This is a genomic window from Pantoea sp. FN0302 (assembly GCF_050113775.1).
Taxonomy (GTDB): domain Bacteria; phylum Pseudomonadota; class Gammaproteobacteria; order Enterobacterales; family Enterobacteriaceae; genus Mixta; species Mixta alhagi.
This window is the reverse complement of sequence record NZ_JBNJSM010000001.1, coordinates 1,027,482-1,049,502: the sequence shown is the minus strand read 5'-3', so window position 1 is coordinate 1,049,502 and position 22,021 is coordinate 1,027,482. Positions and strand designations below refer to the sequence as shown.

Below are 22,021 nucleotides of genomic sequence, written 5' to 3'. Positions count from 1 at the left end.
CGGCGCTTCTGCCGCTCCGTCATATTCTGAATAATCTGTAGCGCTTTTTGCATAGACACGCATTGCGTGACGCCTTCGCACTCCGTAAAATCCCCGCCTTATTTCAGCGGAAAAGAGGGATTTCATCTCTTTCTGCCTGATTAAAAGTCAACCGCTACGCGGTTCCCTGGTTATTTATTCTGTTTCAGGACGGTTTCTTGGACAAAAAATTAGGCCTTAGCGCGCTGACCGCGCTGGTACTCAGCTCCATGCTGGGCGCAGGGGTTTTTAGCCTGCCGCAAAATATGGCTGCGGTAGCCAGCCCCGCCGCGCTTCTTATCGGTTGGGCCATTACCGGCGCGGGTATTCTGTTTCTTTCGCTGGCGCTGTTGCTGTTGACGCGCCTGAAGCCGGAGCTGGACGGCGGAATCTTTACCTATGCCCGCGATGGATTCGGCGAACTGGTCGGCTTTAGCTCCGCCTGGGGTTACTGGCTGTGCGCCGTGATCGCCAATGTTTCCTACCTGGTTATCGTTTTCTCTGCGCTGAGCTTTTTTACCGACTCCCCGGGGCATGTGATTTTTGGCGATGGCAATACCTGGCAGGCGATGCTCGGCGCTTCGCTGCTGCTGTGGCTGGTACACTGGCTGGTTTTACGCGGCGTGCAGACGGCGGCCAGTATTAATATGCTCGCCACGTTGGGCAAACTGGTGCCGCTCGGCCTGTTCGTGGTGCTGGCGATAATCGCTTTTAACCTTGATCGGTTCCGCTTCGATTTTACCGGCGTTGAGCTGGGGCAGCCGGTTTGGGAGCAGGTCAAGCAAACCATGCTGATTACGTTGTGGGTATTTATCGGCGTAGAGGGTGCGGTGGTGGTTTCAGCCCGGGCGCGCAATAAGCGCGACGTCGGCAAAGCCACGCTGCTGGCGGTACTGGCGGCCCTTACCGTTTATCTGCTGGTTACCCTGCTCTCGCTGGGTATTGTGCCACGCGCTGAGCTGGCGGAGATGCGCAATCCTTCTATGGCCGGATTGATGACCAAACTGATTGGCTCATGGGGTAATGCAGTTATCGCGCTGGGGCTGGTGGTTTCCGTATGCGGCGCCTATCTGAGCTGGACGATTATGGCTGCCGAAGTGCCTTTAATCGCGGCGCAGCAGGGTGCGTTTCCGCGTAGTCTGAGCAGACAAAACCGTCATAACGCCCCTTCTGCCTCGCTGTGGTTAACCAACGGCAGCGTGCAGGTTTGCCTGATCTTAATCTGGTTAACCAATTCTGATTACAACACGCTGCTGACCATCGCGTCGGAAATGGTGCTGGTGCCCTATTTTCTGGTAGGCGCGTATTTGCTGAAGCTGGTGTGGAACAAAGGCGAGGCATGGATGACGGCGGTGGCGCTGGGCGCCTGCATATATGGCCTGTGGCTGCTTTATGCCTCCGGCCCGCTGCATCTGCTGCTGTCGGTGGTTCTCTACGCACCGGGTATGCTGCTGTTTCTGTTTGCCCGCCGTGGCGGTCGGGCATTCAGTGCGCTGAGCGTGGTTGAACGTGTCGCGATCGCTCTGCTGGTGGTGGGCGCCTTTCCGGCGACATGGATGTTAATAAAGTAACTAATGTGGAGCGGCTGGAAACTGAATGGTCAGCCGCTCCTCCTGCTGCGACAGCGACAATGGCTTGCGATATTCCTGATGAATAGCGTCAAGCTGTTCGCTGGAGAGCGGATAAGGCAATAATATATCAAACTGCGCGATATGCTGCTGTTCGGCTAAGGTGATCAGCCGGGCGATGTTGATTTCATCGCTTACCTGGGTCGAAATGATTTGCAGCGCTAATTCTTTTAAGCGCTCGGAAGGCGGCCGTTGCGAATCCGCCGGATTACGCGTCACCATGCCGAAAATAGGCATTACGCCATAAATTGCATCAACAAAGCTCCAGCGCTTTTTACAGGATGCAGCAAGAAAATCGGTATAATTGAAGCAGATGCGGTCGCTTAGCCCCGCAGACGCCAGCAGTTTATCTGACACCCTCACTCTCCTCCTGGCCAGAAAAAAGGGTTACAACCTACATTAACAACCCTGCAGATATAATGGCATAGTTTCCCCGGCTTGTAATAGACATCTTACGTCATTTAAGTGACGTTGATAGTTGTTATTAACTGAAAAGGTTATGCTGCTGTGATCCGCAGCCTGAATTCCCGTATCATGAATAAAATAGTTTTCGTAGAAGATGATCCCGAGGTAGGTGAGCTGATCGCCGCCTGGCTAATCCGTCACGGCCTTGAGGTGATTATTGAAAGCCGTGGCGATCGCGCTGAAGAGGTTATCGCCCGCGAACAGCCTGATCTGGTGATGCTGGACATTATGTTACCCGGCAAAGACGGCATGACATTGTGCCGTGATTTGCGCGCCAGCTGGCCTGGTCCGATTGTGCTATTGACCTCGCTGGACAGCGATATGAATCATATTCTGTCGCTGGAGATGGGCGCGAATGACTATATCCTGAAAACCACGCCGCCAGCGGTGCTGCTGGCGCGTCTGCGGCTGCATTTACGGCAGGCGAGCGTGGCACAGCATGATGAGTTTGCCCCGGTGGTTAACAGCCAAAAAGCGCTGCGCTTTGGCTCGCTCACCATCGATCCTCTTAATCGCCAGGTTACGCTGGGCGATGAGGTTATCGCGCTTTCCACTGCCGATTACGATCTGCTCTGGGAGCTGGCTATCCATGCCGGACAAATCCTGAACCGCGACGCCCTGCTGAAAACGCTGCGTGGCGTTAGCTATGACGGCATGGATCGCAGTATCGATGTGGCTATTTCGCGCCTGCGGAAAAAGCTTCAGGACAGCGCAACTGAACCTTATCGCATTAAAACCATTCGTAACAAAGGTTATCTGTTCGCGCCCCATGCCTGGGATATCCACGCGTAATGAGAAAACTTTTTATTCAGTTTTATCTGCTGCTGTTTGTCTGTTTCCTGGTGATGACCATGCTGGTGGGGCTGGTCTATAAGTTTACCGCTGAACGCGCCGGGCGGCAGTCGATGGATGACCTTATGAAAAGCTCGCTCTATTTGATGCGCAGCGAGCTACGGGAAATTCCGCCGCGCGACTGGAACAAAACCATCAATAATCTCGACCTTAACCTCTCCTTTAAGCTGCATATCGAGCCGATCACCAAATATCAGCTTGATGCTGGCAACATGCGCCGCCTGCGCGCCGGAGAGATTGTCGCGCTGGATGACGAGTACACTTTTTTACAGCATATTCCCCGCAGCCATTATGTGCTGGCGGTCGGGCCCATCCCCTATCTGTTCTTTCTGCATGAGATGCGGCTGCTGGATATTGCGCTCCTGGCCTTTATCGGTATGTCGCTGGCGCTACCGGTGTTTATCTGGATGCGTCCCTACTGGAAGGATATGCTGAAGCTGGAGTCGGCGGCGCAGCGCTTCGGTAAGGGCCATCTTGATGAACGTATCCATTTTGATAACGCCTCGAGCCTGCTACGCCTGGGAGTGGCTTTTAACCAGATGGCGGACAATATCAATACGCTGGTGGCCAGTAAAAAACAGCTGATTGATAACATTGCCCACGAGCTGCGTACGCCGCTGGTGCGGCTGCGCTACCGACTGGAGATGAGTGATAACCTTAGCGCGACAGAATCCACCGCGCTTAAGCGCGACATTGGACAGCTGGAGTCCCTGATCGAAGAGCTATTAACCTACGCGCGCCTCGATCGCCCGCAGGTAGATCTGTTTCTTCAGCCGGTCGATCTTGCCAGCTGGCTCAACGAGCGTATTGCTGACATTCGCTCTGTTCACCCTGACTATGACATCGCCCTGGATCTGCCGCAGCGCGACAATTTTGGCGTCTCCGATACGCGACTCATGGAGCGCGTGCTGGATAACCTGGTCAATAATGCGCTGCGCTATACACAGCAGCGATTGCGGGTTGGTCTGTGGTTCGACGGCAATCTGGCCTGTTTACAGGTGGAAGACGATGGTCCGGGGATCCCGGCAGAGGAGCGGCAGCGCGTTCTTGAGCCGTTTGTCCGGCTCGATCCCAGCCGTGACCGGGCCACTGGCGGTTGCGGTCTGGGTTTGGCGATTGTGCAGTCCGTGGCGCTGGCGCTTGACGGTCACGTTACCATCGACAGCAGCCCGCTGGGCGGTGCCAGCGTTCGCTTTTGCTGGCCGGTTGATTTACCCTTGCGAGATACGGCGAGCCGCCTTAACTGAGCAAGGAGATTTGCGTGACATCTGCTTATCAACAACTTACCCAAACCTTTCAGCGCCTGTCGCGCTTTGGACATCTTTCCGCCATTGCCGGCTGGGATATGCAAACCATGATGCCGCCCGCGGGTAGCCTGGCGCGCGGTGAAGCGCTGGCCGAGCTAAGCGTGTTGCAGCACCAGTTGCTCACCGACAGCCGGGTTAAAACCCTGCTGGAGGCGGCGCAACAAGAATCGTTGAATGATGTGGAGCAGGCCAACCTGCTGGAGATGCAACGTGCCTGGCAGCAGGCGGCGCTGCTTCCCGCTGCGCTGGTGGAAGCAAAATCGCTGGCGGGTTCACGCTGTGAACATGCCTGGCGGCAACAGCGGCCCGCGAATGACTGGCAGGGTTTCGCCGCCAATCTGAAAGAGGTGGTGCGCCTGAGTCGCGAAGAGGCAGAAATTCGCGCTCAGGCGGCGGGCTGTTCACGCTATGACGCACTGCTGGACCTTTATGAGCCGGGTATGACCAGCGCTCAGCTTGACGTAACCTTTGGCGATCTTATCCAGTGGCTGCCGGACCTGCTCGCGCGCGTAGTGGAAAAACAGGCTGCCGAGCCGGTTGATACGCCCGTCGGCCCTTTTCCAATTGAGGCGCAGCGTCAGTTGGGTTTGCAGTTGATGAAACTGCTTGGATTCGATTTTAATGCCGGTCGCCTGGACGTCAGCGCGCATCCTTTCTGCGGTGGCGTACCGGATGATGTGCGCATCACTACGCGCTATAACGAAAACGAATTCGTCAGCGCCATGATGGGCGTGATCCATGAAACCGGACACGCGCGCTATGAGCAAAATCTGCCGAAAACCTGGCGTGGTCAGCCGGTAGCGCTGGCACGATCCACTGCGGTTCATGAGTCGCAAAGTCTGTTCTTTGAAATGCAACTGGCGCGCAGCGCACCGTTTCTGCAGCACATACTGCCGCAGGTTATAGCGCAGATGGGCGAACAGCCCGCTTTGACGCCCGCTAATTTTGTGCGACTTAACCAGCGCGTGAAGCGCGGTTTTATTCGCGTTGATGCCGATGAAGTCAGCTATCCGCTGCATGTTATCCTGCGTTATGAAATCGAACGCGCCCTGATCGCCGGTGATATTGAGGTGGACGACATTCCGGCGCTGTGGGATGAGAAGATGCAGCGCTATCTGGGTCTGGATACCAAAGGCAACTACCGTGATGGCTGTATGCAGGATATTCACTGGACCGACGGCGCATTCGGCTATTTCCCAACCTATACGCTGGGCGCAATGTATGCGGCACAGCTGTTCCAGGCGCTGAAGCGCGCGCTGCCGCAGCTGGAAGCGCAGATCGCTGCCGGTGAACTGCAGCCGATTTTTAACTGGCTTTCGCAGAATATCTGGCAGCACGGCAGCCGCTTCCCTACCGCCCAGTTGATCACTCAGGCGAGCGGTGAAGATCTCAACCCGCTGCATTTCCGTCGCCATCTGGAACAGCGCTATCTGGCTTCTGCATAGCCTTCTGCCGTTAACTGGCCTGCTGACAGGCAGGCCACACTTCTTCCGCGCTGTACATTCGGTTACACGCCGATACCAATCACTCACGGAAAGCCCAACCGCGTTTCTCTATAGTCTCTTCACCGGCCCCGCAGTGGGCTAATGATAAAGAAATAGAGGGTTTTGCAATGAAAAAATTATTTGCTCTGGTTGTAGCCGCTGCTATGGGTATCTCTTCCGTGGCTTTCGCAGCGGATACTGCCGCCGCTCCGGCTGCCACCGCGACTACGACCACTGCTGCTCCGGCGAAAGCCTCACACAAAGTGGTCCATCACAAACATAAGAAAGCCGCCGCGCAAAAAGCGCAGGCCGCGAAAAAGCATCACAAACATGCCGCTAAGCCGGTAGCGCAGAAAGCGCAGGCGGCGAAAAAGCATCATAAAAAAGTTGTTAATCCTGCCGCAAAATAAGCATCAAAGCTCCTCGCGATGACCGCCTGACGACGCCCGGGTTACCGGGCGTGATAAGCGGCGACGCTTAAAATCGCCTGAGGCGCAGCTGCCTGGTTATCCATCTCAGACACCCGGTTTGCCGGGTGTTTTATCCTGGAGTAGCAGAAGTGGTACGTCGCTATCGTTTCGAAATTATTCTCTTCGTCATGATCCTCTGCGGTGTCATTGCGGCCTGCTTCTACGTTTGATGCACGTAGCGTACTGATATTCCGAATTAAACTCCCTTTTTTGCTTCTCACCGTCTATAGTTACGCATGACGCGTGTTAACCCTTTTCTTCTTATAATTCTCCCCTTGTTTGAGTGAGATATGCGCATAACGGCTGTGTTAGTAGTGGGTTTACTCTGTTTTTCCTGCTTTTCTCATGCGGATGATGAGAGCGATGATGCCCCAGGTCCTGAAGAGCTCAAGACCCTGTTCTTTGGTCATGACGATCGTCAGCCCATTGCGCATCCCGCCAGCGTGCCCTGGGAAGCAATTGGGCAACTGGAAACCGCCAGCGGTAACCTCTGCAGCGCAACGCTTATTTCAACACATCTGGCACTGACCGCCGGGCACTGCCTGGTTACGCCACCGGGCAAGCTTGATAAGCCAGTTGCGCTGCGCTTTATTGCCAGCGATAACGGCTGGCGCTATGAGATCCATGATATCGAAGGACGCGTAGATCCAGGTCTGGGGGAAAAACTCAAGGCGGATGGCGATGGCTGGATTGTGCCTGCGGCAGCAGCTCCGTATGACTATGGTCTGATTGTGCTGCGCAACCCGCCTTCCGGTATTACGCCAGTGCCACTGTTTAGCGGCTCGCGCAGCGATCTGACCGCCGCGTTAAAAACCACTGGCCGGAAAGTCACTCAGGCGGGTTACCCGGAAGATCATCTTGATGCGCTCTGGTCACACAGCGACTGTTTGATTACTGGCTGGGCGCAGCGTTCGGTACTGTCACATCAGTGCGATACCCTGCCTGGCGACAGCGGATCGCCTTTACTGCTGCAAACGGCCGAAGGCTGGCGGCTTATTGCAGTACAAAGCTCGGCACCGGCGGCAGCAGATCGCTACCGCGCCGATAACCGGGCGATAGCCGTGACCGCGTTTCATGACGAGCTGGAAGCGCTGGCCGCTGAATAACCCAGCGGCCAGGCTGCATCAGGCGGCAATCTGCTCCATTGCCTGCAGGATGCGTTTATCAGAGACAGGATAAGGCGTGCCAAGCTGCTGAGCGAAATAGCTGACACGTAGCTCTTCGATCATCCAGCGGATTTCCTGCACATCCTCATCATCGCGACGGGCAGGCGGCAGCTTATTCAGCCAACTCTGCCAGGCCTGCTGCACCTGCTCCACTTTCAACATACGCGCCCGATCGCTGTGCGGATCAACCGGCAGTTTCTCCAGCCGCCGCTCAATCGCCCGCAGGTAACGCAGCGTATCGGGCAGACGTTTCCAGCCGTTCTGGGTCACAAAACCACGGTAAACCAGGCCGCTCATCTGCGCTTTAATATCTGACAGCCCCAGCGCCATGGTCATATCCACGCGCCCTTTCAGCCGTTTGTTGATATTAAATACCGCGGTCAGGATCTGCTCGACCAGTTTGGCGATCTCCACCACCGTGTCGTTCAGCCCGGCACGTACCTTCTCATGCAGCTGTTGATACTCTTCATGTTTCCAGACCGGCCCGCCATTTTCCGCCATTAGTTTATCAATGCCGCAGGTAATGCAGTCATCAATCAGCTCCAGCACCTTGCCGTAGGGATTAAAGTAAAGCCCCAGCTTGGCTTTGTTTGGCAGCTTTTCATGCAGATATTTGATTGGCGAAGGAATATTCAACAGCAGCAGACGGCGCTGACCACGCCACATCATTTTTTGCTGCTCATGCTGACTGTCAAACAGACGAATCGCCACGCTATCTTTTTCATCCACCAGCGCCGGCCAGGCCTTCACGCTGTAGCTGCCGCGCTTCTGCTCAAACTGGCTGGGCAGATCGCCAAAGCTCCAGATATGCAGGTTGCTCTGCTCCAGCCCATCGTCGGCCACTTTCGACAGCGTCTCCTGCACCTTGCTTTTCAGCGCCGTCTTCAGCGCTGTCAGATCTTTGCCCTCTTTCAGCTTGCGGTTATGCTCATCCAGCACGCGGAAGGTGATTTTCAGGTGATCGGGTACCTGATCCCATTGCCAGGCGTCGCGGTCAATAGTCACGCCGGTCATGCGGCGGAACTCCCGCTCCAGCGCATCCATTAACGGCATTTCAGTACTGGTCACGCGCCCCAGGAATGCCTCGGCGTAGTTGGGCGCAGGCACGAAATTACGTCGAACCGGCTTCGGCAGCGATTTAATCAGCGCCACAATCAGCTCGCGGCGCAGACCGGGAATTTGCCATTCAAAGCCGCTCTCTTCGACCTGATTTAACAGCGGCAGCGGAATATGTACGGTTACGCCATCGGCATCAGCGCCGGGCTCAAACTGATAGCTCAGGCGTAGCTTGAGATTCCCCTGTTGCCAGAAATTGGGATAATCCAGTTTGCTGACCTTATCCGCGCCCTGCTTAATCAACATCTCTTTATCGAAGCTGAGCAGATCGGGCGTTTGCTGACTGGCCTTTTTCCACCAGCTGTCAAAGTGACGAGCGGAAACCACTTCATGCGCCACGCGGCTGTCATAAAAGGCAAACAGCGTTTCATCGTCCACCAGAATGTCGCGGCGGCGCGATTTATGCTCCAGATCTTCTACTTCGCTGCGCAGCTTCTGGTTGGCCTTAAAGAAGGCGTGGCGCGTTTGCCAGTCGCCCTCTACCAGCGCATGACGAATAAACAATTCACGCGACAGCTGCGGATCGATTTTGCCATAGTTGACCTTGCGCGCGTTCACGATCGGCAGGCCGTACAGCGTCACTTTCTCCATCGCCATCACCGCGCCCTGCGCTTTCTCCCAGTGCGGTTCGCTGTAGCTGCGTTTCAGCAGATGCTGGGCAATCGGCTCGATCCATTCGGGATCGAGCCGCGCGGCAATACGTCCCCAGAGTCGGCTGGTTTCCACCAGCTCCGCGACCATGGTCCATTTTGGCGGCTTTTTAAACAGCGACGAGCCGGGGAAGATGGAGAAACGAGCGTTACGCGCGCCGCTGAACTCCTGTTTCTCAGCATCCTTCATGCCGATATGCGACAGCAAACCGGTCAGCAGCGCGGTATGAATTTCACGGTACGGTGCCGGTTCGCTGTTTACCGGCATGCCCAGTTCACGTACAACCTGGCGCAGCTGGGTATAAATATCTTGCCATTCGCGCACGCGCAGATAGTTGAGATAGTCTGTTTTACACTGGCGACGAAAAGCGTTGCCGGACAGCGCTTTCTGCTGCTCCTGGAGATAGTTCCACAGGTTAACGAAGGCGATAAAGTCAGATTCTTTATCGGCGAAGCGGCGATGTTTCTCATCAGCGGCCTGCTGCTTTTCTACCGGTCGCTCACGCGGATCCTGAATTGAGAGCGCCGCGACGATAATCATCACTTCGCGCACGCAGCCATATTTCTGCGCTTCCAGCACCATCCGCGCCAGACGCGGATCCACCGGCAACTGCGCCAGCTGGCGGCCCGACGGCGTCAGGCGATAGCGGCCATTCTCCTCTTCGGTAATCGCGCCCAGCTCTTCCAGCAGGCGCACGCCATCCTGAATATTGCGCTTATCGGGCGCTTCAACAAACGGGAAGGCGCTGATATCGCCCAGCCCCAGCGCGGTCATCTGCAAAATAACCGATGCCAGGTTGGTACGCAGGATTTCCGGGTCGGTAAATTCCGGGCGGCTTAAAAAGTCCTCCTCGGAATAGAGACGGATACAGATCCCTTCAGAGACGCGGCCACAGCGTCCTTTACGCTGATTAGCCGATGCCTGCGACACCGGCTCGATCGGCAGACGTTGCACTTTGGTACGGTAGCTGTAGCGGCTGATACGTGCGGTGCCGGGATCGATAACATATTTAATGCCGGGCACCGTAAGCGAGGTTTCCGCGACGTTGGTGGCCAGCACGATGCGACGTCCGCTGTGTGACTGAAACACCCGGTTCTGCTCGGCGTTGGACAGGCGGGCGTAAAGCGGCAGGATTTCCGTATGCGGCAGGTCGCGCTTGCTTAGCGCATCGGCGGTATCACGGATTTCACGCTCGCCGCTCATAAAGATCAGGATATCTCCGCTGCTCTCCTGTGCCAGCTCATCGACCGCATCAAAAATTGCCTGCAGCTGATCGCGATCGCTGTCATCCACATCGTTAACCACCGGACGATAGCGCACCTCGACCGGATAGGTGCGCCCGGAAACTTCTACCACCGGCGCATTATTGAAATGGCGTGAAAAGCGCTGCGGATCGATAGTCGCCGAGGTAATAATCACTTTTAGATCGGGACGGCGCGGCAACAGCTCACGCAGATAGCCCAGCAGAAAATCGATATTCAGGCTACGTTCATGCGCTTCATCGATAATGATGGTGTCGTACTGCATTAACAGCCGGTCCTGCTGAATTTCCGCCAGCAAAATACCGTCCGTCATGAGTTTGATCTGCGTATTGTCGCTGACCTGATCGTTAAAGCGCACTTTATAGCCGACGCAGCCGCCCAGTGAGGTTTCCAGCTCATCGGCAATACGGTTGGCTACCGTGCGCGCCGCCAGACGACGCGGCTGCGTATGGCCGATCAATCCTTTGACGCCGCGCCCCAGCGTCAGACAAATTTTCGGCAGCTGGGTGGTTTTACCGGAGCCGGTTTCACCCGCCACGATAATCACCTGATGATCGCGAATGGCGTCAGCAATCTCCTGCTGTTTCTGGCTAACCGGCAGATTTTCCGGAAAGCGAATAACGGGTGTCGCCGTCTGGCGCTGCTGCAAACGCTGTTCAGCCAGCGCAAACTCTTTCTCCAGCTCCTCGGCGATACTCTGCCAGGCCGTTGGGTTTTTTACCTTTTTAGCACCGTGCAGGCGACGTTGCAGGCGCTGGCGATCCCGCAGCGTCACCTTATCCAGCCGCGCCCAAAAAGGGGCCAGCGGCGATGTGTTTGATTCGACAGACATAGTTATTACCTTATTAACACAACGGCTTCTGATTGCTGTTATGGCCGCCGCGTGGTCGGCACGGGCCGACATTGCGTTCATTTATTGCGGCGTATGGTAACACAGGCCGCGTGTTGACAAAGATTGCCTCTGGACTTGTTCAGGAATTTTGAATATAGGACTCGAAATATTGCGCTTTCACTGCTGAGTTAAACTCCCTACAGTGTAAACCATTGAGCAAACAGACTTCCCTAATCAGCAGACAGGAAAACAGCATGAGCAAAGTATTAGTTTTAAAATCCAGTATTCTTGCCGGTTACTCTCAGTCAGGCCAGCTGGCCGATTTTTATGTCGCCGAGGCCAGTGCGAACGGCGATCAGGTAACGGTGCGCGATCTGGCTGCAAACCCGATCCCGGTACTGGATGGCGAGCTGGTCGGCGCACTGCGTCCTTCCGATGCCGAACTGACACCGCGTCAGCAGGAAGCGCTGGCGCTCTCTGATGAGCTGATTGCTGAGCTGAACGCGCACGATGTGATTGTTATTGCGGCGCCGATGTACAATTTCAATATCCCTACTCAGCTGAAAAACTATTTCGATTTGATCGCCCGTGCTGGCGTCACTTTCCGCTATACCGAAGCGGGCCCGGAAGGCCTGGTTAAAGGGAAACGTGCGGTAGTGATTTCCAGCCGTGGCGGCATTCATAAAGATACGCCTACCGATCTGCTGACCCCTTATGTGCAGTTATTCCTCGGCTTTATCGGCATTACCGACGTGAGCTTCGTTTTTGCTGAAGGTATCGCTTACGGCCCGGAAGTGGCCACCAAAGCCACCGCTGAAGCAAAAGACGTTTTGCAGCAGCTGGCAACCGCCTGATGCTGGTGCTGGCCGCTACTGCAGCGGCCAGCATGTTATTCTCACGCCTGTGCTTTATCCTGGGCTCTCCGCCGCGTTACTGTTTTCTTACCCACCTGCCGTTAATCCCCTGCACATACTCCCCGGCGGCGGCGCGCTGCACCAGCTTTTCTCCGGCAATACGCGCAACTTCGGCGGTAGAAAGTTGGTTACGCTGCGCAACTTCCCGATAACGCTGCTCACGTTGCTGATTGATGTGCGTGATTAGCGCCTCTGTCTCTGCGTCATGCTGACGTGCTGCCAGATAGCCGCTCAGGGTTTCGCCAACGCGCCCCTGTTGACGCGCCTCATCCAGCGTCAGCGCCTGCGCCGATGTTGCAGTCAACATGCAGAGCAGAAAGAGTGCGATCCAGCCTTTCATCATGCTGCTCCTTAAAAAAGATTCTGATCTTTCAGCAGCGCTTCCACATCTTTATCTACCCGGATATGGATTTCATGCTCGATTTTCACATTCATATTGATGGTAATCGGTTCCTTTGGCGCCGCGACCTCAATACGCGGTACGCAGCCCCCTAACCCAAAACAACAGGCCAGCAGCAGCATCCGATTAATTCTCATGCTTTGAGTCCTTCTGTGAAGGCAGAGCTGCGTTTTGCTCTACCCAGGATTGCAAATTATCGCCAAAACGCAGGCTACGCCACAGCTGAAACAGGTTCTCCTGATGGCGATAGTTCAGATTTACATGCTGATCGCGATTGCTGAAACGACTGGTGCCGTTAACTTCCGCCTGCAGGGTGAGATCGCCGATGGTATTGAGATTCAGCCTGGCCCAGCTACGGGAGATTTCCATATAACGCAGCCAGTCCAGTGCGGCACCGGCGGCAATATTATTCTGCGTTATGGTGTCAGCCATCTGTTTATCCAGCCGCAGCGTCAGGTTGCCGCTGTTAGCGATCCAGCCATCCTTAACCAGCCAGGCGGAATTATCCAGCCACAGCGGCAGCTCGCCGTTGATGCGCCCGGACATGGCGATCTGCTTTGGCTTAAGGGCGGTGATCAGCTCGCTCAGGCTAATCTCGCGCAGACGAATAACCGCGGGCTGATGCTGCGGCAGACGCAACTGCTGCAGGCTCAGCGTGCCGCCCAGCAGCGCCAGACTGACGTTGCTCAGCGTAAGCGGTTCGCTCTCCTGCCACGGCCAGCTGCCCTGGAGCTGGGCGGTAACATCATGGATCAGAAACTGGTTATTGATTTTTTTGATGCGCAGCGATACGGGACCATGCGTGCCCAGTGACCAGCGGCTCTGATGCAGACGAAACGGCAGTGAGAAATCAACCCCTTCAATGCTGTTATCCGGCATCCATAACGCACCCTTTTGCACCACCCAGTGGCCACCTGCGGTAAAGCCCTGCTGTTCAGCAGCGGAAAAGGCCACCTGCGCCCATAGCGTGCCGCCGGTAATTTTCATTTTCAAATCGGGGCTAAGCAGAGGCTGGAAAACCGTCAGGGATTGCGCCGGCCACCAGGCCTGTCCGCGCAAACGCTCGCTGTCCCAGCGACCATGCACGCGAATCGGGCCGATCGACTCCGCCTGTAGGCTGCCGTTAAACAAAAAATGCGCCGGATCGCTGCCTTTTAGCGTGAGTTCCAGCCGCGACGGCGGCAGATAACCACCGCTTTCAAAGCGGGTCGCTGCAGCATCAAGCGTGATTTTACCGTGAAACGTGGCCTGCCCGGTATCGCGCTGCCAGACCAGCGGCTGCGCCAGCCGCAGTCGGGGCTGATTCACCCTGGTCATGTTGTAGCTGAGCCGGTCAAATCCGGTAGAGAGCGTCGTTAACGCAATTGCGCTATCCTGCCAGTTGCCGGTGCCCTGCACATCCCATTTGGCATCCAGCGGCGCCAGATAGCCGTTGCCCCAGTAGCGCCATGCCCAACGCCCACGATCGGGCCAGAATTCGCTGGCGCGACCATCCAGATGCAGCGTAAAGCGCCCTTTCTGGGTATCGTGTGCGCGCAAAATCGCCTGCAAACGACCATTAATGCCGGAGGCGGAAAGGCTTACCCCAGCCAGCGGCCAGCGCGCCTCGTCAACTTCCAGCGTGGAAAGCAGGCGTCCGCGCATACGCAGCAGCGCGCCCGGCGCGACAGATAACTGCGGATCCAGCAGGGAACCTTGCAGCGTGCCGGGTAGCGAGGCATAAAACTGCAGCGCCGCCAGCTTGCTTTCTCCGGTAAGGCGCAGCGGTAGCTGGCTGTCGGTAAGGGATAAATGCCCTGGCCCCAGCGTCAACACAATGTTGCCTTTGCCGCCACGGCCCTGCGTCAGCATATTCAGCCGTCCGCTAATTTCAGTGGCTTCCAGTCCCTGCTGCCAGTGAGAGAAGGCCAGCGCGACGCCACCCGCCAGCGGCTGCGCTGCCCACGGCCAGCGCCAGCGTCCGCTTTCAATGCGGATCTGCTCCGGCGTCACCTGCCAGGGAAGATCCACCAGCGGCTCGGCATCCTGCGGCGTTTGCAGTACCAGGCGGCCCTGCTGCTGCTGCCATGTCAGCGTAAAACGCAACGGATGCGGTACTTGCGTCAGGGTAAAATTGCCGCCGAGCTCGCCGCTTTCCGGCACGCCGTTGGCAAATTCTGTGAGCATCAGCGAACCGTGCAGACTAACCGGTTCGCTAAGCGTGGGCGCCTGTAGCGTTAGCTGGCGCAGCGAGAGACGCTGCCCCTGCAAATCGGCCAGCAGACGCAGATTATCGCCCTGATAGTCGAGCCGTTGCGCATCCGCATCCAGCGTCAGCCGCAGCGCGCCAGACCAGCTCTGATAAGGATTAATGATGAGACGATCGATAGCAACATCGGCAGATGGCAGCATCGCCTGCCACTGCGCCAGCGAACGCGGCGCAATGGCAGCGTCACTGTCGGCGGGTAAACGGCTCAGGCAGGCGGTGTCCAGCACCAGGCGTTGCGCACGCGCCTGCCAGCGCGAGCCCAGATACCCCAGGGAGAGATGCTGTAGCTCCGCCAGCTGGCAATCAGCAACCAGATAGCGCACCGCCGGAAAATGCAGCGCCCCCTGTTGCCAGCGCGGTGAAGCATCCAGCGCAATACTTGTGCCCACAGGCAGCCAGATTCCCGCCAGGCGCGGCAGCCAGTGCGTCACGCTGCTCAATAGCGCCAGCACCAGCAGAACCAGCGCCAGCAGCGAGGCCAGAGCAAAAGATAAGCGCCATCGCATTGCCATAACGGTCCTGTTTGGTAAAAAATCCTGCGGCTATGATGGCATGTTCATTACCCAGGGTGAAGGTTTCGCTACGCTTTTCTGTATTGCGCAGCGCCGGATGCGCGGGCAGCAGATTAAAAGTTACGTCGCAGGCCTGCCAGTCTAGAATGGATCAAGAGACAATAATAAGGAGTCGACAATGAAGCTTGCGGTCTACAGCACCAAACAGTACGACAAAAAATATCTGGATAACGTTAACCAGCGCTTTGGTTTCGATATCGAATACTTTGATTTTTTGCTGACCGAACGTACTGCGATAAACGCCGTCAATTGTGAAGCCGTCTGTATTTTTGTTAATGATGACGCCAGCCGCCCGGTGCTGGAAATCCTTAGCGCCCAGGGTGTAAAAATCATCGCATTACGCTGCGCCGGTTTTAATAATGTTGATTTAGCGGCGGCCGCCGAGCTGGGCCTGAAAGTGGTACGCGTACCGGCCTATTCGCCGGAAGCGGTGGCGGAACATGCGGTAGGCATGATGATGACGCTTAACCGTCGTATTCATCGCGCCTATCAGCGCACCCGCGACGCCAACTTCTCTCTGGAGGGATTAATCGGTTTTAATATGCATGGACGTACCGCTGGCGTGGTGGGCACCGGTAAAATCGGTATCGCGACGCTGCGGATTTTAAAGGGTTTTGGCATGCGTCTGCTGGCGTTCGATCCTTACCCAAACCCACAGGCGTTGGATCTGGGCGCAGAATATGTCGATATCAAAAGCCTGTTTAAAGAATCCGATGTGATTACCCTGCACTGTCCGCTGACGGCGGATAACCATCATTTACTGGATGCCGCTGCATTCAGCCAGATGAAGGATGGAGTAATGATCATCAATACCAGCCGTGGCGGACTGGTGGATTCTCAGGCCGCGATCGAGGCATTGAAACAGCAGAAAATTGGTTCGCTTGGCATGGACGTCTATGAAAATGAACGCGATCTGTTCTTTGAAGACAAATCCAACGACGTGATTCAGGACGATGTGTTCCGTCGCCTTTCAGCCTGCCATAACGTTCTGTTTACCGGTCATCAGGCCTTCTTAACCGCTGAAGCGCTCACCGCCATTTCAGAAACCACGCTCTCTAACCTGCAACAGCTGGCAAAAGGCGAGGCCTGCCCGAATGAGGTCAGCGTTTAGTCACTCTTTCTGGTGCGCCCTGTGCGCACCAAAAGGTTAAAAGCGCGTGCAGCTTCCGCTTTCCAGCGCGCGCTCACTACAGCGACGCCCGTTGGCTAACTGACACATTCCCGTACTGCTGCCGTCCAGCTGACGAGAAAATGCCAGGGTTCCGCCCGCGAGGGCGCAGTTGCTTTCTGCCAGAGAGGACATACTGACTCTGGGCTGAACATGCGCGGCAGTAGCCTGCTGTGGCGGCTCATTGTCACTGCTGCTGCATGCGCTAAGCAGCAGCGCAGCGCCAGCAAGCAGAAAAGTGGCTGCTTTCATTGGTCGGGCTCCGGGAATGATGGGGGTCAAGGCTTTGCCAGCATAAGCGACGTTAATGCGGGCGTCGAGACAGGAAACATCTTTTTACGTTATTTTCCTGTTAGAAAGTCACCAGGAATATTCTCGTTTCGCTTATAGAATTCACTGAAAATATGATGCCATAGGCAGTCAGCCCCCATCGGGTAAACAAGATTTACCTGAAAAAGTTGCATTTTTCTCTAAAAAATCCCTTTATCGGAGCAAAAAAACATAAATTTATTACATCCCGGGTTTAACTATTTCATACTGATTGTTACATTTAACGCAGTTTCAATCGCGTCAAAGGTAAACAATGAATCAAAATGAACCCGTACTTAAAGCTAAACGCAGCCAAATCAATCCGCCGGTTTTTTATACTTCCGCAGTTTTAATTTTCCTGCTGGTCGCCTTCTCGGCGATGTTTCCTGAACAGGCTGAACGCCAGTTAGGCGCGTTGCAAAGCGCCCTGTTTACCAATGCGAGCTGGTTTTACATTCTGGTTGTCGCCCTGATCTTACTGACCGTGACCTACCTGGGCATGTCGCGTTATGGCGATATCAAGCTGGGACCCGATCATGCCGAACCCGATTTTAGCTATATCTCCTGGTTCGCGATGCTCTTTTCTGCCGGAATGGGTATCGGGCTGATGTTCTTTGGGGTGGCTGAGCCTGTGATGCACTATATGGCGCCGCCCACCGGCACACCGGAAACCATTCAGGCCGCGAAAGAAGCGCTACGTATCACCTTTTTCCACTGGGGGCTTCATGCCTGGGCAATTTATGCGATTGTCGCCCTGATACTGGCCTTTTTCAGCTACCGTCATGGTTTACCGCTGACGTTGCGCTCGGCGCTCTACCCGATTATTGGCGATCGTATTTATGGCTGGATGGGACACGCCGTCGATATTTTTGCCGTTATCGGTACGGTGTTAGGTGTCGCAACATCACTGGGGTATGGTGTTTTGCAGGTTAACGCCGGACTGAACCATCTTTTCGGCCTGCCGGTTAATGAAACCGTACAGGTTATTTTAATTGTGGTGATAACCGCGCTGGCAACGCTTTCAGTGGTATCGGGGCTCGATAAGGGGATCCGTATTCTGTCTGAAATCAACCTGAGCCTGGCCGTATTACTGCTGATTATGGTGGGTATTCTTGGTCCAACCGTCCTGCTACTGAAATCTTTTGTAGAAAATACCGGCGGCTACCTTTCTGAGATCGTAACCAAGACATTCAACCTTTATGCCTATGAGCCTAAGTCCAGCAAATGGCTGGGTGGCTGGACGCTGTTTTACTGGGGATGGTGGCTGGCATGGTCGCCGTTTGTCGGCATGTTTATCGCTCGTGTCTCACGTGGCCGAACCATTCGTGAGTTTGTTTCCGGCGTCCTTTTTGTTCCTGCGGGCTTCACCCTGCTGTGGATGACCTTTTTCGGCAACAGCGCTATCTGGCTAATTATGCAAAAAGGCGCGCGCGACCTGGCCGAAACCGTTCAGGCCGATCAAACGTTGGCGCTGTTTAATTTCCTGGAGCACTTCCCTTTTAGCTCGGTGCTCTCTTTTGTCGCGATGGCGATGGTCGTAGTCTTTTTCGTTACTTCGGCTGACTCGGGTGCGATGGTCGTAGATACGCTTGCTTCCGGTGGGACAGATAAAACACCGATCTGGCAGCGTATCTTTTGGGCTGGATTGATGGGTGTGGTTGCCATCACGCTACTGCTGGCCGGCGGCATGAAAGCTTTGCAAACCGTGACGATCGCCAGTGCACTGCCCTTCGCTATCATCCTGCTGATATCAATGTATGGGCTTTTAAAAGCGTTGCGTCTGGATGCATGGAAACGCGACAGTAAACAGATAGCGACTATCGCGCCTACTGCGGCACGCAATCCTATTTCCTGGCAACGCAGGCTGCGTAATATCGCCTATTTCCCGAAACGTTCGCAGGTCAGACGCTTTATGAATGAAGTGATTACCCCAGCGATGAAGATGGTTGAAGCGGAGCTGGCCAAGCAGAATACGCCTTCGCGTACTGAGGATGGTGACGATCGCATTCATTTCGAAGTTGATCTGGGCAACGAGCTGAACTTTGTTTATGAGGTCCGGCTACGCTCCTATTTGCAGCCAACTTTTGCTCTGGCGGCAATAGGCGATAGCGAAAAGGACGATGAACAAAAGTATTATCGGGCGGAAGTTTACCTGAAAGAAGGTGGCCAGGATTATGATGTGATGGGCTGGACGCAGGAGCAGATCCTTCACGATATTCTGGATCAATATGAAAAACATCTGCACTTTTTACATGTGGTCCGTTAATCACGCTTTTTGATAACTGAGCAACTGCCGACAGAGGGATCTGTCGGCACGTTACCCGCTTTTGCTTACTTCGCTTTGCTACCTCTTGTTCCCGCTTTTCAGCCATCCGTTAAACGATGAAAAATCGTTTTCATTCAGCTCAGAAATAAAGCGCATCGGCTAAGGCAATAAAACATACTGGAATTCGGCGGCGTAATCCGTACCATACGCGGCATACTTTCGCATGTTGGCTGTTATCTGCCGGCGCTAACCCGTTATTTATAGCTCACCAGATGGGGCTTAAGAACGCGCAGAGGATGCATGAAACCTATTCTACCTGGTTTGAAGAGATGAACGGGAAACAGGTAGAGAAGCTGAAAATCTGGCTGGTGCGGTAAGAAACTTTGCACTGTATGCCCCATGGTTATTGAGACACTATAAAATGCAACAAGATCAAACCGTTAATAAGAAAGAACAATACAATCTGAACAAACTGCAAAAGCGCCTGCGTCGTAACGTGGGCGAAGCGATTGCCGATTTTAATATGATCGAAGAAGGCGATCGTATTATGGTTTGCCTGTCCGGCGGTAAAGACAGTTACACCATGCTAGAGATCCTGCGTAACCTGCAGCAGAGCGCGCCGGTTAATTTCTCACTGATTGCGGTTAACCTCGATCAGAAACAGCCTGGCTTCCCGGAACATGTGCTGCCGCAATATCTGGAATCGATCGGCGTTGAATATAAAATCGTCGAAGAAAACACCTACGGCATCGTTAAAGATAAAATTCCGGAAGGCAAAACTACCTGCTCGCTCTGCTCTCGCCTGCGTCGCGGCATTCTTTACCGTACCGCTACGGAGCTGGGCTGCACCAAAATCGCCCTGGGACATCACCGTGACGATATTCTGCAAACGCTGTTTTTGAATATGTTCTACGGCGGGAAAATGAAAGGCATGCCGCCGAAGCTGATGAGCGATGACGGCAAGCATATTGTGATCCGCCCGCTGGCCTACTGCCGTGAAAAGGATATCGAACGCTTTGCCATTGCGCGTCAGTATCCGATTATTCCGTGCAACCTGTGCGGTTCGCAGCCGAACCTGCAACGTCAGGTGATTGCCGATATGCTGCGCGACTGGGATAAACGCTATCCGGGTCGCATTGAGACCATGTTCAGCGCCATGCAAAACGTGGTTCCGTCGCATCTGGCCGATACGACGCTGTTTGATTTTAAATCGATTAAACATGGCAGCGAAGTAGTGGATGGTGGCGATCTGGCTTTCGATCGTGAATCTTTACCGCTTCAGCCGGTTGGCTGGCAGCCGGATGAAGAAGAAGATGCGCCTGTGGGACAGCGCCTGGATATTCTGGAAATCAAATAAGCACGCTGGCGCCATACCGGTAACAGCCAGTATGGTGCCAGGATTGTGATAAATTATTTCATATGCGGCGGCGGATCGAGAATCGGCTCGGGATCCGGCATTGGGTCGGGAACGGGCTGCGGCTGCGGGATAGGCTCAGGAACAGGGACCGGATCGGTGGGTATCGGGTCGGAAGCGGAAATCGGGTTGGTCATCCACAAAATCGGCATAGGTTCTTCCTCAGGTTGCTCGGTTTCTTAAGCGTAGAAGAAATTGCGCAGGGATGGCGAAGCGGCAAAAAAAAGCCGGCTTTAAGGCCGGCGTCGTACGAATCAATTGTGCTATGCAGTAATTCAAAAAAAGGAAGTAAGACAATATGGAGCGCAACGCCCATCGCTTGACGTTGCATTCACCTGCGGAAGAGAGTTTGCCCCAGCCCTGCCTACAGTTTATTGACGTCGATCAGCTTTTCTCCCCTTTTCTGGTTACCCGTTTGCTTTTGCTATAGCCACTTACGTTTATGTAACCACAGGGCAACGCCAGCCACCAGCAGCACTAACATCAGGCAGAAAATCGCAAAGCCATAGCGGCTTTCCGCTCCCGGGATACCGCCCAGGTTGACGCCAAACAGACCGGTCAGGAAGGTTGTCGGCAGAAAAAGCATCGCCAGCAGCGACATGGTGTAGGTTCGCCGGTTCATCGCCTCCTGCATTATCGATGCGATCTCATCCGCCAGCACCGCCGTGCGCGCCACGCTGGCGGCTAAGTCATCCAGCCCACGGCCAAGCCGGTCAGCAATTTCCTGCATGCGACGACGTTCATTGTCATCCATCCAGCCCAGCTTTTCACTGGCCAGACGCGCATAGACATCACGCTGTGGCGTCATATAACGGCGCATCACTATCAGCTGCTTACGCAGCAGCGCCAGTTCGCCACGAGCCGGTACGCGCTGATCCATTAACGCATCTTCCAGCTCAATAATTTTATCCTGCAGATCTTCGATAAATTCACTGGTGTGATCGGTCAGCACATCGCAAAGCTCTACCAGCCAGCTTCCGCCATCCACCGGACCATTGCCGTTTTGCAGCTCGGAGAGCACTTCATCGATAGCGTTCACCTTGCGCCGCCGCGTGGAAACAATCAGCTTATCGTTAATAAAAACGCGAATAGCCACCAGCTGTTCAGGTCGTGAATCGCTGTTGCGGTTCACGCTGCGTAGCGTAATCATAAAACCATCGCCCAGACGGCTAACGCGTGGGCGCAGACTGTCTCCGGCCAGCGCATCGCGTACCGCATCCGGGATGAGCGGCGTAGAAGAGAGCCACTCGGCGCTTTCGCGGTGGGTATAATTGAGATGAAGCCAGCAGGGGCGCTCGCAATGAATCACATCTTTATCTTCAATCGGGATCAGGCCGCCCTGCCCGTCAAGCTGGCAGGCGATAATCGCACCTGAAACCTGTAGCGCTTTTCCTTCAATGACGTTCACGTCATGCCTCATAATCAGCTGAATTCAAACGCTACAGTCTAGCCTGACGCCAGGCAGAATCAATCTTTCGG

17 protein-coding genes and 2 pseudogenes are annotated in these 22,021 nt (G+C 54.9%); 11 read left to right on the top strand and 8 right to left on the bottom strand.

Annotated elements, in window-relative coordinates; all coding sequences use genetic code 11:
* The first annotated feature begins 197 nt into the window (after positions 1–197).
* Positions 198–1,589, top strand: a complete 1,392-nt coding sequence (locus ACQE32_RS04855; RefSeq protein WP_426972502.1) for a basic amino acid/polyamine antiporter — start codon at positions 198–200, stop codon at positions 1,587–1,589.
* On the opposite strand, the gene ACQE32_RS04850 is transcribed toward ACQE32_RS04855, so the two are convergent.
* Complete coding sequence (locus tag ACQE32_RS04850; protein ID WP_426972500.1) at positions 1,590–2,003, bottom strand: hypothetical protein; 414 nt, start codon at positions 2,001–2,003, stop codon at positions 1,590–1,592.
* Between the two features lie 177 nt (positions 2,004–2,180).
* Between ACQE32_RS04850 and rstA the strand changes: the two genes are divergently transcribed.
* The 5 genes and pseudogenes from rstA (at position 2,181) to ACQE32_RS04825 (ending at position 7,330) form a co-directional block, all read left to right on the top strand.
* Positions 2,181–2,903 (top strand): two-component system response regulator RstA, encoded by a 723-nt coding sequence (rstA, locus tag ACQE32_RS04845; RefSeq protein ID WP_426981732.1) that lies wholly within the window; start codon positions 2,181–2,183, stop codon positions 2,901–2,903.
* Positions 2,903–4,210, top strand: a complete 1,308-nt coding sequence (rstB, locus tag ACQE32_RS04840) for a two-component system sensor histidine kinase RstB (protein ID WP_426972498.1) — start codon at positions 2,903–2,905, stop codon at positions 4,208–4,210. The genes rstA and rstB overlap by 1 nt, the downstream gene beginning before the upstream one ends.
* A 14-nt stretch (positions 4,211–4,224) precedes the next feature.
* Positions 4,225–5,715 carry a carboxypeptidase M32 gene (locus tag ACQE32_RS04835; RefSeq protein ID WP_426972496.1) on the top strand — a complete coding sequence of 497 codons (1,491 nt, stop codon included), beginning with the start codon at positions 4,225–4,227 and terminating at the stop codon, positions 5,713–5,715.
* 167 nt (positions 5,716–5,882) lie between these two features.
* Positions 5,883–6,161: pseudogene (gene asr, locus ACQE32_RS04830) on the top strand (acid resistance repetitive basic protein Asr); the annotation flags it as partial.
* A gap of 353 nt (positions 6,162–6,514) precedes the next feature.
* The gene (locus tag ACQE32_RS04825) at positions 6,515–7,330 is read left to right on the top strand and encodes a trypsin-like serine peptidase (protein WP_426972495.1); all 816 of its coding nucleotides are present in this window, start codon (positions 6,515–6,517) and stop codon (positions 7,328–7,330) included.
* An 18-nt stretch (positions 7,331–7,348) separates the two neighbouring features.
* Here the strand turns inward: ACQE32_RS04825 and hrpA are convergent, their stop codons facing one another.
* The gene (gene hrpA, locus ACQE32_RS04820) at positions 7,349–11,251 is read right to left on the bottom strand and encodes an ATP-dependent RNA helicase HrpA (protein WP_427021409.1); all 3,903 of its coding nucleotides are present in this window, start codon (positions 11,249–11,251) and stop codon (positions 7,349–7,351) included.
* A gap of 254 nt (positions 11,252–11,505) precedes the next feature.
* On the opposite strand from hrpA, the gene ACQE32_RS04815 reads away from it, so the two are divergent.
* Entirely contained in the window at positions 11,506–12,105 is a 600-nt protein-coding gene (locus ACQE32_RS04815) for an FMN-dependent NADH-azoreductase (RefSeq protein ID WP_426972492.1), read from the top strand.
* Positions 12,106–12,181: 76 nt separating this feature from the next.
* Here the strand turns inward: ACQE32_RS04815 and ACQE32_RS04810 are convergent, their stop codons facing one another.
* From ACQE32_RS04810 to ACQE32_RS04800, 3 genes are read right to left on the bottom strand one after another with little or no spacing between them, the layout of a single operon-like run.
* Positions 12,182–12,505, bottom strand: a complete 324-nt coding sequence (locus ACQE32_RS04810; RefSeq protein WP_427021746.1) for a YdbL family protein — start codon at positions 12,503–12,505, stop codon at positions 12,182–12,184.
* Between the two features lie 11 nt (positions 12,506–12,516).
* Complete coding sequence (locus ACQE32_RS04805) at positions 12,517–12,702, bottom strand: YnbE family lipoprotein (RefSeq protein ID WP_085071656.1); 186 nt, start codon at positions 12,700–12,702, stop codon at positions 12,517–12,519.
* Positions 12,692–15,319 (bottom strand): YdbH family protein, encoded by a 2,628-nt coding sequence (locus ACQE32_RS04800; protein ID WP_426981813.1) that lies wholly within the window; start codon positions 15,317–15,319, stop codon positions 12,692–12,694. Before ACQE32_RS04800 ends, ACQE32_RS04805 begins: the two co-directional genes overlap by 11 nt.
* A 184-nt stretch (positions 15,320–15,503) precedes the next feature.
* Between ACQE32_RS04800 and ACQE32_RS04795 the strand changes: the two genes are divergently transcribed.
* Positions 15,504–16,496: a 2-hydroxyacid dehydrogenase gene (locus ACQE32_RS04795; protein ID WP_085071654.1), complete on the top strand. Its 993-nt coding sequence runs from the start codon at positions 15,504–15,506 to the stop codon at positions 16,494–16,496.
* A 36-nt stretch (positions 16,497–16,532) separates the two neighbouring features.
* Here the strand turns inward: ACQE32_RS04795 and ACQE32_RS04790 are convergent, their stop codons facing one another.
* Positions 16,533–16,805, bottom strand: a complete 273-nt coding sequence (locus tag ACQE32_RS04790) for a putative hemolysin (RefSeq protein ID WP_426981735.1) — start codon at positions 16,803–16,805, stop codon at positions 16,533–16,535.
* 331 nt (positions 16,806–17,136) lie between these two features.
* On the opposite strand from ACQE32_RS04790, the gene ACQE32_RS04785 reads away from it, so the two are divergent.
* The 3 genes and pseudogenes from ACQE32_RS04785 to ttcA all read left to right on the top strand — a co-directional run bounded on the left by ACQE32_RS04785 (position 17,137) and on the right by ttcA (position 20,485).
* The gene (locus ACQE32_RS04785; protein ID WP_426972490.1) at positions 17,137–19,128 is read left to right on the top strand and encodes a BCCT family transporter; all 1,992 of its coding nucleotides are present in this window, start codon (positions 17,137–17,139) and stop codon (positions 19,126–19,128) included.
* Positions 19,129–19,292: 164 nt separating this feature from the next.
* Positions 19,293–19,505 (top strand): annotated as a pseudogene (locus ACQE32_RS04780) (site-specific integrase); the annotation flags it as partial.
* A 44-nt stretch (positions 19,506–19,549) separates the two neighbouring features.
* Positions 19,550–20,485 carry a tRNA 2-thiocytidine(32) synthetase TtcA gene (ttcA, locus tag ACQE32_RS04775; protein WP_426972488.1) on the top strand — a complete coding sequence of 312 codons (936 nt, stop codon included), beginning with the start codon at positions 19,550–19,552 and terminating at the stop codon, positions 20,483–20,485.
* A gap of 53 nt (positions 20,486–20,538) precedes the next feature.
* Here the strand turns inward: ttcA and ACQE32_RS04770 are convergent, their stop codons facing one another.
* Both ACQE32_RS04770 and zntB read right to left on the bottom strand, forming a co-directional pair.
* Entirely contained in the window at positions 20,539–20,694 is a 156-nt protein-coding gene (locus ACQE32_RS04770) for a hypothetical protein (RefSeq protein ID WP_250650019.1), read from the bottom strand.
* A gap of 272 nt (positions 20,695–20,966) precedes the next feature.
* A complete protein-coding gene (gene zntB / locus ACQE32_RS04765) occupies positions 20,967–21,950 on the bottom strand; it encodes a zinc transporter ZntB (protein WP_085072352.1) in 984 nt (327 codons plus the stop codon).
* Between the last annotated feature and the right edge of the window lie 71 nt (positions 21,951–22,021).

Coding starts and splice junctions, on each gene's coding strand:
- rstA (WP_426981732.1), top strand. CDS start 2,181: ATGAATAAAATAGTTTTCGTAGAAGATGATCCCGAGGTAGGTGAGCTG.
- rstB (WP_426972498.1), top strand. CDS start 2,903: ATGAGAAAACTTTTTATTCAGTTTTATCTGCTGCTGTTTGTCTGTTTC.
- ACQE32_RS04825 (WP_426972495.1), top strand. CDS start 6,515: ATGCGCATAACGGCTGTGTTAGTAGTGGGTTTACTCTGTTTTTCCTGC.
- hrpA (WP_427021409.1), bottom strand. CDS start 11,251: ATGTCTGTCGAATCAAACACATCGCCGCTGGCCCCTTTTTGGGCGCGG.
- ACQE32_RS04815 (WP_426972492.1), top strand. CDS start 11,506: ATGAGCAAAGTATTAGTTTTAAAATCCAGTATTCTTGCCGGTTACTCT.
- ACQE32_RS04810 (WP_427021746.1), bottom strand. CDS start 12,505: ATGAAAGGCTGGATCGCACTCTTTCTGCTCTGCATGTTGACTGCAACA.
- ACQE32_RS04805 (WP_085071656.1), bottom strand. CDS start 12,702: ATGAGAATTAATCGGATGCTGCTGCTGGCCTGTTGTTTTGGGTTAGGG.
- ACQE32_RS04800 (WP_426981813.1), bottom strand. CDS start 15,319: ATGCGATGGCGCTTATCTTTTGCTCTGGCCTCGCTGCTGGCGCTGGTT.
- ACQE32_RS04795 (WP_085071654.1), top strand. CDS start 15,504: ATGAAGCTTGCGGTCTACAGCACCAAACAGTACGACAAAAAATATCTG.
- ACQE32_RS04790 (WP_426981735.1), bottom strand. CDS start 16,805: ATGAAAGCAGCCACTTTTCTGCTTGCTGGCGCTGCGCTGCTGCTTAGC.
- ACQE32_RS04785 (WP_426972490.1), top strand. CDS start 17,137: ATGAATCAAAATGAACCCGTACTTAAAGCTAAACGCAGCCAAATCAAT.
- ttcA (WP_426972488.1), top strand. CDS start 19,550: ATGCAACAAGATCAAACCGTTAATAAGAAAGAACAATACAATCTGAAC.
- ACQE32_RS04770 (WP_250650019.1), bottom strand. CDS start 20,694: ATGCCGATTTTGTGGATGACCAACCCGATTTCCGCTTCCGACCCGATA.